The sequence below is a fragment of the Streptomyces sp. NPDC014894 genome (assembly GCF_043080985.1).
GTDB lineage: Bacteria > Actinomycetota > Actinomycetes > Streptomycetales > Streptomycetaceae > Streptomyces.
In genome coordinates, this window is sequence record NZ_JBIBWD010000002.1 from 903,109 (window position 1) to 917,541 (window position 14,433).

Below are 14,433 nucleotides of genomic sequence, written 5' to 3' on the forward strand. Positions count from 1 at the left end.
TCGTTCGGTCCCGTGTCTGGAAGACGCCGCCCGGCTGGGGAATCCCACCCCCCCCAGGACTCGGGATACCCCCTTGCGCCACCCCGGCACAGACTCGGAGAGCAAGTACGAACCCGGCCCGTACGGGCCGTACGGATCACGTTCCGCCCCGTGTCCCCCGGGCTCCCGGGGGTCCGGACGCGGAGTGAGAACCGTGCCCCCGGCCCCGCGCCCCCCGCGCCCTGGGCTCCGAGTCACTGAGGAGACCACCTCATGACCTCCCTCTCCCCGGTTCCTGTCGCTCCCCGACGGCCGTTCCCCGGACCGGCCGACGCGCGCCCCGCGCCCCCGCGTCGGCATGTCCTCGTTTCGGGTGTCTCCTCCGACGCCCACACCTGGAATCTCGTCTTCCTTCATCTGCTCCTCGAGGAGATGGGGTACCGGGTGACCAACCTCGGCAGCTGTGTCCCCGACGACCTGCTGATCGACGCCTGTCGCCGGCTGCGCCCCGACGCCCTGGTGCTCAGCAGTGTCAACGGCCACGGGGCCCTGGACGGCGGCAGGGTCATCGCCCGGCTGCGGCGCGATCCCGAACTGCTGCGCCTGTTCGCGGTCATCGGCGGCAAGCTGGGCGTCGACGGCGCCTCCGGCGCCCACGGACCCCGGCTGCTCGAGGCCGGGTTCGACGCGGTCTTCGAGGACGGCGTCCCGACCGGGGACTTCTGCCGCAGCCTCGGCCGGGCCGTACCGGTACTCGCCGGCGCACACGAGTCGGCACACGACCGCCCCGGGCACCGCCCGGCGCACCCCATCGCGAACCCTGCCGCGCGCCCCACCGCGTACGAGACCGCGTACGAGCCTGTGCACGACAGCGGGCCGCTCCGCGGGTGCGCCGCCTCGGAAGGATCGCCGTGAACCTCCCGCACCGCCCAGGACGGAACACCCCGGCCGCCCCCGGGGGGAACGCCGTACGCCCCCGGCCGCTCTCCGCGTTCGCCGCCGCCGTCGAGGCGGCGCGCCGGCGCGGAGAACTGGTGGTCCAGCCGCGTATGGGATTCCCCGGCCCGGCAGCGATGCGGCGGGGGCTGCTGGCGGTGAGAGCCGCGCGCGCCCGTACGGTCGGCACCGTCACCCTCGACAGCTACACCCGGGTCGGCGACCATGCCCGTGCCCGTGCCGCGCTCGGCTCCGGCGCCGCTCTCAACGGCTACCCGCTCGTCGCGCACGGCCCCGGTGTGACCCGGCGGATGCTGGAGGGCCTTGTGGACGAGCCGTCCGGTTTCGCTGTGCAGATACGCCATGGCTCGGCCGATCCGTACGTCATCGTGCGGACTCTGCTGGACGCGGGGCTCGACGCGACCGAAGGCGGTCCGGTCTCGTACTGCCTGCCCTACAGCCGTACCCCGCTGCGGGCTTCGGTCGAGGCGTGGGCCCGCAGCTGTGAACTGCTCGCCGAGCGGTCCGGCGGCGCCGCTCATCTGGAGAGCTTCGGCGGCTGTCTGCTCGGGCAGCTCTGCCCGCCCTCGCTGCTGGTCGCGATCGGGGTCCTGGAAGGGCTGTTCTTCCGCCGGCACGGGCTGCGCAGCATCTCTCTGAGCTATGCCCAGCAGACCAGTCCGGCCCAGGACGCCGAGGCGGTCGGCGCGCTGCGGGCTCTGGCGGCCGAGTATCTTCCCGGAGCCGATGTGCATCTGGTGCTCTACACCTACATGGGCGTCTTCCCGCGCTCGCGGTCCGGCGCGCTGCGGCTGCTGCGGGCGAGTGCGGAACTCGCCGCCCGCAGCGGTGTGGAGCGGCTCATCGTGAAGACCCCGGCCGAGGCGCACCGTATCCCCACCGTCGAGGAGAACGTCCTGGCGCTGGAGGAGGCGGCGGCCGCCGCCCGGCGCACTCCGCGTCCGGAGCCCGGTCACCGCGGTGTGGCCGCAGGCGAGTTCGGCGTCCTCGCCGAGGCCCGCACCCTGGTGGAGACCGTCCTCGGTCTCGCACCGGACGTCGGCACGGCTCTGGTCCGCGCGTTCGCCGCCGGGCTGCTGGACGTGCCCTACTGCCTGCATCCCGACAACGCCAACCGCGCGCGCGGTTTCATCGACCGGCGCGGCAGCCTGCAGTGGCGCGAGGGCGGGGCGATGCCGGTGCGCAGCCCGTCCGGCCGCGAGGGCCGGCCGCTGAAGGCCGGGGACCTGCTCGACATGCTGGCGTACGTCCAGCGGGCCCACGACGGCGAACCCCAGCCCCTCGCCCCGCTCCCGGCCGCGCCTCCCGAACCTCCCGGCCCGCCCCAGCCTCTCCCGCCCCCTGACCCGCCCTCTGGCCCGTCCGTGGTCCAGCCCCCGCCCCGGCCCTCCGGCCCGGCCCCCTCCACCCCTGTTCGACAGAAGCGGTGAGAACCCCATGCGACACACCCCCCGCCACCCCGTGAACACCGCGGGCCCCTTCCCGCGGACCCCGGACCGGCCCCCCGGCCAGGGACGAACGAGGGAGACCGCCATGCCCGCAGCAGCACCCGGTCCCGTGCCCGCAGCGCCGTCCGGCTCCGTTCCCGCGGCACCCGGTGCTGTGCCCGCAACGGCGCCCGTTCCCGTTCCCGCAACGGCACCCGGTGCTGCGCCCGCTCCCTCCCTCTCCCTCGCCGTCGTCGGCGTGGGCCCGCGCGGAATCGCCGTACTGGAACGGCTCGCCGTACGGCTGACCGAGGAAGCGGCCCGAGCCCGGCGCGCGGGCCGGCGGCCCGCCGACGTCACCCTCCACGCCATCGACGCCCACGAGGTGGGCGCGGGACGGATCTGGCGCACCGACCAGTCCGGCTGGTACACGATGAACACCGTCGCGGGCCAGGTCACCATGTACTCCGGCGGCCCGGACGGCGGCCCTCCGCGTCCGGGCGCGGGTCCCTCGCTCGGTGAATGGCTCGCCGCGCACGCCCGGCCCGGCGAACGGGTGACCGGACCCGACGACTACGCCCCCCGGGCCGTGTACGGCCGCTACCTGCGCTCCGTGCACCGCTCGATCGCCGCGCATCTGCCGCCCCGCACGCGGCTCGTCGCCCACACCGCCCGGGTCGACGCCATCGCGCCCCTGACCACGGGCGGCTACCGGCTCACCCTGGACCGCCCCCCGTACGCCCTGCGCGCCCACGCGGTCCTGCTCGCGACCGGCCATCCGCCCACCGAACCCGACGCCTCGGAGCGCGAACTGCTGGAGTTCGCCCGCCGGCGCCCGGGCGTGCACTACGTGCGCGGCGATTCCGCGGCCGATCTGGAGGCCGAACTCGACGAGTCCGCGATCCCGCCCGGCGCCCCGGTCGCCGTGCGGGGGCTCGGACTCTCCTTCTACGACGTGCTGCTCACTCTCACGGTGGGGCGCGGCGGGCGCTTCGTCCGCGCCCCGGGCGGGCTGCTGCGGTACGAGTCCGGCGGGCGGGAGCCGCGGATCGTCGCGGGGTCCCGCGGGGGGCTTCCGATTCCCGCGCGCGGGCGCAACGAGAAGTGCCCCGGTCACCGTCATCACGCGCTGTTCCTCACCGCGTCCGCGCTCGCGGCTGCCCGGGCACGGCGTGCCGCGGCCACGGGCGGCGATCCGCGGCTGGACTTCGCCGCGGACGTTCTGCCGCTGCTGCTGAAGGAGCTGGAACACGTCTACTGGACGGCGCACGTCCGGTCGCGCTCGGGGGCCCGGCGCGCGGCGCGTTTCGCGGCCCGTCACGCCGCCGCCCTGCACGGCGGCCGCGACCCCGCGCCCCTTCTCGCCGGCGAGGGGCTGAGCGGCGTCCCGCCGCTCGATCTGGCGGCGCTGGCCCGGCCGTTCGCCGGCGAGGACTTCTCGGGGCCCGGGCAGTTCCGTGCGCGGGTCCTCGAGGTCCTGGACCAGGATCTGGCCGAGGCCGCGCTCGGCAACGTCGGCGGTCCGTCGAAGGCCGCGCTGGACGTGCTGAGGGACATCCGCTCCACGCTCCGGGACGCCGTCGACCACGGCGGGCTGCTTCCCCGGTCCCACCGGGAGGACTTCGTGCGCGGTTTCCTCCCCTGCAACTCGCTTCTGTCGGCGGGCCCGCCCGCCGAACGGGTGGAGCAGCTTCGCGCGCTGATCCGCGAGGGTCTGGTCGAGGTCGTCGGCCCGCAGGCGGCGTTTCGCGCCGACGAGGCGAGCGGCCTGTTCGCGGTCTCCTCGCCCCGTGTGCGGGGCTCCGTCCGCACGGCCGCCGTGCTGGTGGAGGCCCGTGTCCCGGCTCCGGACCTGCGCCGGGACACTTCGCCTCTCACCCGGTGGCTTCTCGCGCAGGGGCTGATCAGGGAGTTCGTGACCGTGAGCCCGGACGGGGAGCGGCACCCGACGGGCGGTCTCGACGTCACCGACGGCTGCGGCCGGGTGCTGAACGGCCGGGGCGAGCCGGCGGCGGGTCTCTACGCCCTGGGCATCCCCACCGAGCACACCCGCTGGTTCACCCAGGTCGGCAGCGGCAGGCCCGGCGCGCCCACCCGTTTCCACCGGGAGGCCGACGCCGTCGCGGCCGCGATGCTCGCCGACCGCCCGCCGCCGCCCGGGACCGCGGGAGCGCCGTGCCCGCGCCCCGCCCGCGAACACCCCGCCCCACCCGCACCGGCTTCTTCCGTCCCGGCCCTGCCACCCGCAGAGAGCCGGTCCGCACCCGTCCCGGTCCCGCCACCCGTCCCAGCCCTGCCCGTCCCCGCACCCGTCCCGGCCCTGCCCGTCCCCGCACCCGTCCCCGTCCCGCCCCCGACTTCGCACCCCGCCACGAACGAGGCCCCGCGATGAACACCCGACCGCTCCCGCTCCCGCCCCCGTCCGGTGCCACGACCGCGTTCCGGACGGCCCGCGACACCCTGCTGCGACACCGCACCGACCCGGCCGCCGCCCACCGCGACTTCCGGTGGCCGCGCCCCGCCGCCTTCAACTGGGCACTCGACTGGTTCGACACCGTCGCGGCCGACCCGGCCCGCCGGGACCGCACAGCGCTGCGCCTGGTGCGCGGACCCCGTCCCGAGGACGACGCCGTCCTCACCTGGGGCGAACTCTCCCGCCGCTCAGCGCGGGTCGCGAACCGGCTCCGCGGCCTCGGCGTGAGACGGGGCGACGCCGTCCTCCTGCTCCTCGACAACCAGGAAGCGCTGTGGGAGACCATGCTCGCCTGCGTCAAACTCGGCGCGGTCCTGGTCCCGACCTACATCACCGCCACCCCCGCCGAACTCGCCGACCGCGTCGAACGCGCCCGGATACGCTGCGTCATCGCCGACGCCACACTGATCGACAGATCACGGCAGTGGCAGCCCGAGGTCCCCCTCGCGATCGCCGTACCCGCCGCCGGGCCCCCCTGGAAGCCGTACGAGGACCACCGCACCGCCTCCGCGTCCTTCCGCCCCGACGGGCCCACGGGCGCGCACGATCCGCTGCTGCGGTACTTCACCTCCGGCACCACCACCCGGCCCAAACTCGTCGAGCACACCCACACCAGCTACCCGATCGGCCATCTCTCCGGCATGTACTGGAACGGACTGCTCCCCGGCGACGTCCACCTCAACGTCTCCGCACCCGGCTGGGCCAAACACGCCTGGAGCTCCTTGTTCACCCCGTGGAACGCGGAGGCCGCCGTCGTCGCGCTGGACTCGGCCCACTCGGCCCGGCCCGACACCGTCCTCCACGTGCTGCGCACCCGCGCCGTCACCTCCTTCTGCGCCCCGCCGACCGTGTGGCGCGCCCTCCTCGCCGCCGGCCCCGGACCCCGGCCGCTCGCGCTGCGGGAGGCGGTGTCCGCCGGCGAACCCCTGGACGCGGGGCTGCTCGAATCCTTCCGGCGGGCGTGGGGCGTCGATGTACGCGACGGGTACGGCCAGACCGAGACCACCGCCCGGATCGGCTGGACGCCGGGCACGACCCCGCTGCCCGGCCGCATCGGCAGGCCGCTGCCGGGCTGCCGGGCCCTGCTGATCGACCCCGACACCGGACGCGAGGCCGCCGACGAGACCCCGGGCGAGCTGTGCGTCGACCTCGCGGAGAACCCCGTCGGGCTGATGCGGGGCTACACCGGCGACCCCGCACGCACCGCCGAGGCGTTCGCCGGCGGCCTCTACCGCACCGGAGACCTCATGATCCGCTCCCCGGACGGAATCCTGCGCTGCCTGGGACGCACCGACGACCAGTTCAACTCCTTCGGCCACCGCGTCTCCCCCCAGGAACTGGAGGCCGTCGTACTGCGCTGCCCGGCCGTCCGCGAGGCCGCCGTGGTCCCTGCCCCGGACCCGGCCGGCGGCCAGGTCCCCAAGGCGTACGCCGTCCTCGCGCCCGGCTCCCGTCCCGGCGCCGCCGCCCGCGCGGTCTTCGCCCTGCTGCGGGCCGAACTCCCCGAGGAGAAGCGGATCCGCGCCCTGGAGTTCCGCACCTCCCTGCCCCGCACCCCGTCGGGAAAGCTGCGCCGCTCGGCCCTGCGCGACGAGCCCCCGGGCCCGGAACACCGCCCCGGATGATGAACCCGCTACGCCCCCGGCGGCCGCGCGCACGCCCCGGCGGCCCTCCGCTTCGACCACCGCGACGATTCTCCCGCCCCAGCCCGCGGTCACCGACCCGTACGCGAAGCCCCACGGCCGGCCGCCGCAGGAGCGCGCCTGCCCGCCGGGGAAGGCCCCCGTGCCCGCCGCCGTGAACCAGCGCCTTCCCGTGCACGGGGCGCTGCGCCGCGGTATGCGGCACGGAACGCGTTCGTCCGTGCCGCCCGTCGGCTGCCCGGTTCAGGAGTACGGGCTCGGGCCCTGGGGGCAGGGCTTGCACGCGGGGTTCTGAACGGCCGCCACCAGCCGCGGGCCTGCGGCCGGTTCGGTACACGCGTGCGCGCTCCCGCCCCGCGTGCCGACCGAGGCCCGCACGCGGGGCGGGGCGGCGGTCAGCTGGGCTGGTCGCCGGTGTAGCGGTAGATCTCGCCCGCGGTGTTGACGTGCCACGCGGTGCCGTCGGCGCCGGCGGCGACGTCGGTGGCTGTGCCGGGGATTTTGACCCACGGGTTGCCGCCGGCGGCGTCGTTGTTGGTGTACCGGTAGATGCCGCCGGCCGGGTCGACGCCCCACACATTGGTCCGGGAGCCCACCGCGATGCGCTTGAGGCTGCCGTTGACGCTCTTCCACGAGTTCGCACTGTCCTGGTCCCCGGTGTACCGGAAGACCTGGTTCCCGGCGTTCACGCCCCACACGGTGCCGTCGGCGCCCGCGCCGATGTCGCTCAGCGTCCCGGGGATCTTGATCCAGGGATTGGCGTCGTGGTTGGTGTACCGGTAGATGCCCCCGGCTGAGTCGACGCCCCACACGTTCGTCCGGGAGCCCGCGTCGATACGGACCAGACTCCCGCTGACGCCGACCCAGTTCGTCGTGGACTGGTCGCCGGTGTACCGGTAGATCTGGTTGCCGCTGTTGACGCCCCACACGGTGCCGTCCGACGCGGCGCCGATGTCGCTGAGGCCCCCGGGGACGTTGATCCAGGGGCTGCCGTCGTAGTTCGTGTAGTGGTAGACGGCGCTCGCCGCGTTCACACCCCACACCGTCGTCCTGGACCCCGCCGAGATGGCCGTGAGACTGCCCGCGACCTTCACCCAATCCGCCATGCCGAGAACTCCCCTTCCTCGCACCGGTCAGTGGCCGCCATCCTCCGCGATGCGATGAGCCCACAGGCGGGTGAATGCCTGCCCCGCCGTCAAACAAGCCAGCGAAGTCCGTGTTTGAAGCCCTGCCGCCCGTCGGGACGAGGGGCGGCAGCGGCCCCGCCGCGAACATGTCGGCTCAAAGCCCTGTCCCACCTGCGGGGGATCGACACGGGCCCCGGTCCATGCGTCCCCGCTTGGACGGCCCGCCGGCCGCCCGCTCCGCGCCGACCCTCCCGCCGAGCTGGACCGCGCACCGCACCGTGGTGACGCCCTCCCACCCGACCGAAACCGCTCCGAGCTGCTCAGACGTTCAATCCATCGGACGCCGCCTTCTGGCGGGGGCGGGACCCGGATCCTGCCGCAGACCGAGGGCCGGGTGCCCCGCCGTTCGTACCTGGCCGGCTGGCAGCGCCCGATACCCCGCCTCGCGGTACTGGGCGGGATCGGGGCGGGCGGCTATGTGGCAGCCGCAGACCTCGATGCCACCGCGGAGAGCGTCCAGAACCTACGGGAGAACCAGGACAAGGTCCTCGCCGCTCTGGAGACGGGCGGCATCACCGCAGGATCCGCGACCGCGGTGGGCGGGCTCGCGTACGGAGTTCTGACCCGCTCCTGGCGCAGCTCCCTGCGCCAGGAGCGGGTCGCCCGCTGCACCAGGCGCTCGCGGGTCCGTTCGGGATCGCGGAGCAGACCGGCCCGCGCCGCTATCTCCACATCCCGGAGTACTTCACCGACGACGCCCGAATACGGGTCGACCTGCCCACGCACCTGCGGTCCTCCCGCGAGGTGGTCGCCGACGTCATCACACAGAAGCTCGCCCTGGAGGGCGTGTCGTTCTCCTGGCACCCTGCGGGCCGGAAGCCGCACGTGATGGTGAAGAAGGCCCGCTGGCCCCCGGCGGAAGCGGTCTTCAAGGGCGCGGGGATGCGGGAGCGGGTGACGAAGGCGGCGGAGTCCGCTCCGGTCATCGGGGTCGGGATCGGGTCCGGCGGCCGTGTGGTCTCCGTGGACCTGGACGCCGAGTCCCCGCACATCCGGTCAACGCCTCGCCGAGCGGCGGGAAGTCGGTGCCCCTGCGCACCATCACCTGCCCTATGCTCCACCGGGGCTCGCTCCCGTTTCATCCTCGCCCCAAGTGGATCTCCCACCTGTGGGCCAAGGCCCTGCCGACGGTCACCCACTGCAGGAACATCGTTGGCATCCACGACGCCCTGACCGGCCTCGCCACCGAAGTTGAGCGGCCGCCTCGACCTCGAAGACGACCTCGACGGCATGCCCCGCCTGATCGTCGCTCTCGACGAGGCCGACGCCACCGTGCGGGAACTCGCCCGCTGCTGGAAGACGTTCCGGCACAACGACAACGCGAGAATGTCCGGCCCATCACCGCTCTCCAGGACACCCTCTGGTCGGGGCGCGCGGCCCGCGTCCACGTCATTCTCGACGGGCGATCCGCCGCCGGTCCTCGGAGCGGCGGCCCGCGATCAGTTCGCCACGGTGATCCTTGTCCAAGTCACGGCCGACACCTGGCGCAGGCTCGCCCCCGTCGTCGGGCCCGCCCCGAAGCAGAGCAGCCACCCGGGCCGCTTCCACGTCGTCCAGCACAGTGCCGTCCACGAGACGCAGGCGATCGTCATGACCGACGCCGAAGTCGTCGACTGGCTCACCTACCCGCGCGACAACGAGAGCTGACCCCCGGCCGGACCACGAGCCCCGGAGACCAACGTCCCCGGGGCCTGGTTCGCTTCGCACCGTCCACGATGACGCGGCCCCCGCGCCCCGGCGGGTGTTCGGTGAAGACTCCTCCAGCAGACGGGAAGCCGGCCGCCGGAGTACCCCCGGGTTGACGGCCGGGAGGGCGGCGTTGGCAGGGCCGGGGGCCGCGCCCTCCCGCGACGGCTTCCCCCGGCCCTGTCTGGCTGATGGTGTTCTGCGGCGGTGGGCCGGGGCTGTCCTGGTGGATCATTCGAGTTTGAAGACGGGGCCGATCTTTTCGCTGAAGGCGCCGAAGCTCCGCTTCGCCACGAGCGCGGTGGGCCGGATGGTGCAGATGTAGCTGTGGTGGAAAGTGGCGGAGTGCGCTGTGTTGTTGTAGAAGGCATATCCCGAGACGTCGGAGCCGCCTTCGTAGCACTCGTTGACCGTGGCGGGGCGGAACTGCCAGCGGGTTCCGGTGGCGTCCTTGTTCTCGTAGACGCAGACGTTGTTGAGATCGCAGTCGGGCGCCAGGCGCAGCGTCGTCAGCCGGTCGGTGACGGACTTGGCGCCGCCACCGGGCTTGAGCACGTGGTACAGCCCCTCGGTGCACGATTCGGTCTCGGAGGCTTCGAGCTGGAAGCGGGTCCTGTTGACCAGGGACCGGATGCGTGAGGAGGTTCCGTCCGGCCAGGCCGCGATGGGAGCGGCGCACGTGCCCAACGGCAGCGCGCTCTCCTTGAACTGCCCCGTGAAGTCGGGCTCCGACCAGATACAGAAACTTCCCTCCGGACACTGCTCCACCCCGGCCGGCGCCGGCGCCGCCGCGACCGGGGCAGCAGCGTGGCCCCGGCCGCCGTCACCAGCCCCAGGGCCAGCGTTCCCACCCTGCGGCCCGAAACCTTGATCATGAATCCACTCCTTGCCGGCCTGATCCGCACGGGAACCGATATGGCCGCCCTGCCCGGAACACGCCGCTCGGTGACACCCCGGCAACCTTCTGTGCAGACGCTCACACGCAAGCCGCTTCCGGGAATGGAAGCCGGGCATCATTCACCCGGACGAGTCGCAACACGACACGGGCCGCGGAGACCCTCCCGGCCGGGGGAAGCCGCGGCCCAGTCGTCGGGTGCGCTGCCCGCCCACGCGACCGGCCGGCCCTCGCTGGTGCGGCCCCAGTGCGGCTCCTCCGTCAAGGTTTCATGGCCGTCGTCCAGGACGCAGATCCGTTCCCAGTGGCCGTGCTTGCCCGGAGAGATCCCGGCGAGCCGGGCCCGTCGTCCTCGTGACGGCCCGGTGTGAACACCGCGCCCGTCAGACGGTGCCGTCTCGCGGATCGGTCACCTCTACGCTGAGCCCATGGCGTATATAACCGTGACGAATACCTACCTGCACCCTCTGGACCCATGGGGTAGTGACTCAGAGGGAAAGCAGTTTGCCCTGGATCTGCAGGCGGTGGTCGTGGCCGTCGGCGGCGCGCGGCCCGGGGAATGCCAAATCCGTTTCACCGGCCCGGATGACGTATGGCTTGTCGCAGGGGGCACGCCAGAGACCCATCAAGCGATGCGCATTGAGATCGCGCTGTCGCCCGGCCTGAGCCCCGAGGCCAAGCAACACCTGAGCGAATCCGTCCTCGCGTTCCTGCGTACGAAACTCCGGCCCACCCCGGATGCCGAGGTTCACCTGTCCGTTGAGGTGCGCGACCTTGACGGATACACAAGCCACATCGAGCCCGCCCAGGACGGCCCCCAGGACCGGTGACGATCAGGGAGGGCCGTGCGTTGGTCTGCTGATGGCGGCCGAGGATCATCAGGGTGCGGACGTGGGTGGCGAGGGTGCTGATGGTGACGAACGCGGAGTGGTAGGCGAGGCGTTCTTCCGCACTGCGGGGTGTCTCGGCGGGGCAGGCGGGTCGGTGGTGGCTAAGCGGTGCCGGCCCTGCCGGATGGTCAGAGGCCAGGACGGCTCGGCGGTACCGTCGCTGTCCGCGTTGGGGGGTGCGCTGTCCAGTTCGTCGATGCTGTCGTCCTCGCGGTGCTGCGCTGACTCGTCGGTGGTGGGGCCGGTGTCGTGTTGTGGATGTCTGGTGGCGGGGATCGGGGCTGTGGTGGCGCGGGCCACGAGGGCTTGTTCGGCCTTGGTGGCGTGGCCGCTGTCGATGCGGCGCACGCCGGCGGCCGGCCACCCCGGCCGAGGACAAGCAGCTCCCGCCCGACACGGGCGCCCCGGCCACGCACCGGCTCCCGGACCAGACGTTGGGGGAGTGGGAGATCCTGCGGGTCCCGCTCACATACGCCCGGGCCGTCCTCCGCCGGAGTGATCCCTGGGAAGCTCCGCACCACCCTCACCGCCGCCGGACAGTGCTGAGGGTACGACTTCGTCGCGCACCAGCAGGCCGCCATGCCCGAACAGCTCCTCCCGCCTGCGGTGGCCCGCCTTCGCCCGCCGCTACGGCGTCGACCCCGCCCGGCCGGTGCGGTGGGAGGTGGAGGCCCTGGAGCCGGACGAGCTTCGGCGCCTGGTCCTCGCCGTCGCCGCCCCGTACGTCGACCGCACCGTCCTCGACCGGCAGATGATCCCCCGCGAGGAAGAACGGCGCCGCGCCCTGGCCGCCTTCCTCGACGGCCGGGGCACGGCGGGTGGGGGAGCGGCGCGGCCGTCGTGCCGGACTCGCCGGCTCAGGCGGCTGCGGCCCGGGCGGGGTGCGGGGCGGCGAGCGGGGAGCGCCGGTCTTGCTCCACCGCGCGGAGCTGGTCGCAGTCGATGTCGGGGTGGGCGGGGACGATCGCGTCGACGGAGGCGGTGGTGGAGCCGCGTACTCGGACACCCAGGTTGGGGGCCGAGGCGTCCTGGGCCTGGACGGCGAAGACCTGTCGGACGGCCTCCTCCGCAGATGTCTCCCGTGCTCCGTCGGCCAGGGCCCGGGCGGGCGCCCGCGGCCTGCGGAGGCTTTCGTGGTCATGCATGGGGCTGTGCCTCTCGTCCAGCGTGGTCAGGAGACGGCCGTGTCGAGGACGCCGGCGAGTTCGGCGGGCGCGGACAGCATGGGCCAGTGCCCGGTGGGCAGGTCGAAGCGCCGCCATGGCGGCTGGTTCAGGTAGGCCAGCATCGGCATCCCCGAGTCCAGCAGCCCCGTGAAGTCATGGCACGCGACCAGGACACGGTCCACACCGGGGTCGGGTTCGGCCGGGTTGTCGAGGCGCTGGGTGTAGGTGCCGAACGGGTGAGGAGTGGCACGCGAGCGCAGAGCGTCCCGCCGGCCCTCATCGAGCCCGTCGAGGCTGCTGGACAGGCCCAGGACCTCAAACGGCGGCAGCGGCAGCCGCCACCCGTCACCGGAAGCGGAGACCTGCCGGTTCAGCTGGTCGGCCACCTGCGGCGGCATGAGGTCGAGCATGCACATGCCCGCGGTGAACGGGGCGCTGTCCACGTAGATCACGCGCTCCAGCCGGTCGCCGAGACGTCCGGCCGCCCCGGTCACCGGGGCGGCCGCGTAGCTGTGGGCGACCAGCGTGACGTCGCGCACGTCGTTCCGCTCGACGAATTCCGTGATGTCCGCGATGTGCGTATCCAGGTCCGTCCCGGGTCCGCCCCGGTCCACGTGCTCGGCCAGGCCGGTCAGTGTCAGCGGCAGCGCCGTGTGCCCGTGCTCCCGCAGAGCGCGGGCGGTGTGTTCCCAGGCCCACGCCCCGAGCCAGGCGCCGGGAACGAGTACGAAGGTGGCCATGTGATCTCCCAGAAGTAGGTACTGCCCGGAGCGTAGAGTCGATACAGGACAGAATCCGCCCTCAAATACCAGGTGATCCGTGTCGCATCCCCTCACCCGCGTCCTCACCCTGCTGGAACTCCTCCAGTCCAGCCCCCGACTCACCGGCACGGAGCTGGCAGACCGCCTGGACACCGACGTCCGCACGGTGCGCCGGTACATCGCCCACCTGCGCGAACTGGGCATCCCCGTGGAGGCTGAACGCGGCCGCCACGGCGGCTACCGCCTCGCCCGCGGCTACCGCATGCCACCTCTGGTCCTCACCAACGACGAAGCCCTCGCCGTCGTCCTCGGCCTGCTCGCCGCGGAACACCTGGGCATGGGCACTGCCGCACCCGCCAGCGCCGGCGCCCTGGCCAAAATCGAGCGGGTGCTCCCGCACGCCCTGCGCGAACCGCTCGCCGCCATGCGGGACACCCTCTCGTTCACCGCCAACGCCGTCATCGGGCAGGCGCCCGGAACCGGCGTCCTGCTGGCGCTGGCCCAGGCCTCCCGCGCCCACACCACCGTCGGTATCAGGCACCAGTCCTGGCGTCAGGAACACACCGAACGCGACATCGACCCCTATGGCGTGGTCTTCCACACCGGCCGCTGGTACGTCGTCGGCCACGACCACCTCCGTGACAGCCTGCGAACCTTCCGAATCGACCGCATCGCCTCCGTCATCCCCCGAGCCGACAGCTTCACCCCGCCCAACGGCTTCGACGCCGTCGCCGACCTGACCTCGACCCTTGCCCAAGTGCCCTACCACTGGCAGGTCGAGGTGACGATCCACGGCCCCCTCGACGAGATCGCCCGCCGACTGCCCCGCTCAGCGGTCACCCTCACCGCCCAGCCCACCGGCGTCCTCATGCGCGCACGGGCAGAACGCCTGGACGGCATGGCCCACATACTCGCCTCCCTGGAATGGCCCTTCACCATCCACCAGCCCGACGAACTACGACAGGCGCTCAAGGATCTGGCCGCCCAGCTCACCGCAGCCGCCCAGCGGGAACCGGAAGAACTGCCGCAGTAAATACCGGACTTACCGCAGGAGAACCCCTACCGTGATCGACTCGACATGCGACGGACAATCCGCCCGCCAGGGCGAGGTGCACGCATGTACCGCGGCAGAGTCAGGGGCGGCGTGACGAACTCGCCGATCAGCCGCGCCAGCTCCGGGCCGTCGGCGTGGAACTCCGCCAGCGCGGCCTCCTCCTCCTCACTGCCCTGCTCCTGCCGGACCGGCTCCACGTAGTCGGCGGCCCGCCGGATCTCCTCGACTGTTCCCGCCCAGTGATCATGTGCGTTTGATGGGCTTCTGAGCTGGGGTGATCAGGTAGCTGGTTGGTGCTGGTGGGTCCGAGTCGAT

12 protein-coding genes are annotated in these 14,433 nt (G+C 73.2%); 7 read left to right on the top strand and 5 right to left on the bottom strand.

The features are described from left to right. Window positions 1–252 precede the first annotated feature (252 nt). From ACF089_RS07925 to ACF089_RS07940, 4 genes are all read left to right on the top strand, one after another. A complete protein-coding gene (locus tag ACF089_RS07925; RefSeq protein ID WP_392023311.1) occupies window positions 253–894 on the top strand; it encodes a cobalamin B12-binding domain-containing protein in 642 nt (213 codons plus the stop codon). Further along, complete coding sequence (locus tag ACF089_RS07930) at window positions 891–2,366, top strand: methylaspartate mutase (protein ID WP_392023314.1); 1,476 nt, start codon at window positions 891–893, stop codon at window positions 2,364–2,366. Before ACF089_RS07925 ends, ACF089_RS07930 begins: the two co-directional genes overlap by 4 nt. Before the next feature lie 256 nt (window positions 2,367–2,622). Then, a complete protein-coding gene (locus ACF089_RS07935) occupies window positions 2,623–4,755 on the top strand; it encodes an FAD/NAD(P)-binding protein (RefSeq protein WP_392023316.1) in 2,133 nt (710 codons plus the stop codon). Continuing rightward, a complete protein-coding gene (locus ACF089_RS07940) occupies window positions 4,752–6,461 on the top strand; it encodes an AMP-binding protein (protein WP_392023319.1) in 1,710 nt (569 codons plus the stop codon). Before ACF089_RS07935 ends, ACF089_RS07940 begins: the two co-directional genes overlap by 4 nt. A 413-nt stretch (window positions 6,462–6,874) precedes the next feature. Here the strand turns inward: ACF089_RS07940 and ACF089_RS07945 are convergent, their stop codons facing one another. Then, entirely contained in the window at window positions 6,875–7,585 is a 711-nt protein-coding gene (locus ACF089_RS07945) for a tectonin domain-containing protein (protein WP_392023323.1), read from the bottom strand. Window positions 7,586–8,080: 495 nt separating this feature from the next. Continuing rightward, window positions 8,081–8,392: a hypothetical protein gene (locus tag ACF089_RS07950; RefSeq protein WP_392023325.1), complete on the bottom strand. Its 312-nt coding sequence runs from the start codon at window positions 8,390–8,392 to the stop codon at window positions 8,081–8,083. Window positions 8,393–8,857: 465 nt separating this feature from the next. Between ACF089_RS07950 and ACF089_RS07955 the strand changes: the two genes are divergently transcribed. Beyond that, window positions 8,858–9,313 carry a hypothetical protein gene (locus ACF089_RS07955; protein ID WP_392023328.1) on the top strand — a complete coding sequence of 152 codons (456 nt, stop codon included), beginning with the start codon at window positions 8,858–8,860 and terminating at the stop codon, window positions 9,311–9,313. A gap of 270 nt (window positions 9,314–9,583) precedes the next feature. On the opposite strand, the gene ACF089_RS07960 is transcribed toward ACF089_RS07955, so the two are convergent. Continuing rightward, window positions 9,584–10,369: a peptidase inhibitor family I36 protein gene (locus ACF089_RS07960; RefSeq protein ID WP_392023330.1), complete on the bottom strand. Its 786-nt coding sequence runs from the start codon at window positions 10,367–10,369 to the stop codon at window positions 9,584–9,586. A 306-nt stretch (window positions 10,370–10,675) separates the two neighbouring features. Between ACF089_RS07960 and ACF089_RS07965 the strand changes: the two genes are divergently transcribed. Continuing rightward, window positions 10,676–11,077 (top strand): hypothetical protein, encoded by a 402-nt coding sequence (locus ACF089_RS07965; protein ID WP_392023332.1) that lies wholly within the window; start codon window positions 10,676–10,678, stop codon window positions 11,075–11,077. 917 nt (window positions 11,078–11,994) lie between these two features. Here the strand turns inward: ACF089_RS07965 and ACF089_RS07970 are convergent. Beyond that, a complete protein-coding gene (locus ACF089_RS07970) occupies window positions 11,995–12,282 on the bottom strand; it encodes a hypothetical protein (protein ID WP_392023335.1) in 288 nt (95 codons plus the stop codon). Between the two features lie 26 nt (window positions 12,283–12,308). Beyond that, on the bottom strand, window positions 12,309–13,043 hold the full coding sequence (locus ACF089_RS07975; RefSeq protein ID WP_392023338.1) for an alpha/beta fold hydrolase: 735 nt from the start codon (window positions 13,041–13,043) through the stop codon (window positions 12,309–12,311). A gap of 79 nt (window positions 13,044–13,122) precedes the next feature. Here ACF089_RS07975 and ACF089_RS07980 point away from each other — a divergent pair, with 79 nt between their 5' ends. Continuing rightward, complete coding sequence (locus ACF089_RS07980) at window positions 13,123–14,097, top strand: helix-turn-helix transcriptional regulator (RefSeq protein ID WP_392023340.1); 975 nt, start codon at window positions 13,123–13,125, stop codon at window positions 14,095–14,097. Window positions 14,098–14,433: the final 336 nt, after the last annotated feature.

Coding starts and splice junctions, on each gene's coding strand:
- ACF089_RS07945 (WP_392023323.1), bottom strand. CDS start 7,585: ATGGCGGATTGGGTGAAGGTCGCGGGCAGTCTCACGGCCATCTCGGCG.
- ACF089_RS07975 (WP_392023338.1), bottom strand. CDS start 13,043: ATGGCCACCTTCGTACTCGTTCCCGGCGCCTGGCTCGGGGCGTGGGCC.
- ACF089_RS07940 (WP_392023319.1), top strand. CDS start 4,752: ATGAACACCCGACCGCTCCCGCTCCCGCCCCCGTCCGGTGCCACGACC.
- ACF089_RS07925 (WP_392023311.1), top strand. CDS start 253: ATGACCTCCCTCTCCCCGGTTCCTGTCGCTCCCCGACGGCCGTTCCCC.
- ACF089_RS07965 (WP_392023332.1), top strand. CDS start 10,676: ATGGCGTATATAACCGTGACGAATACCTACCTGCACCCTCTGGACCCA.
- ACF089_RS07960 (WP_392023330.1), bottom strand. CDS start 10,369: ATGATGCCCGGCTTCCATTCCCGGAAGCGGCTTGCGTGTGAGCGTCTG.
- ACF089_RS07970 (WP_392023335.1), bottom strand. CDS start 12,282: ATGCATGACCACGAAAGCCTCCGCAGGCCGCGGGCGCCCGCCCGGGCC.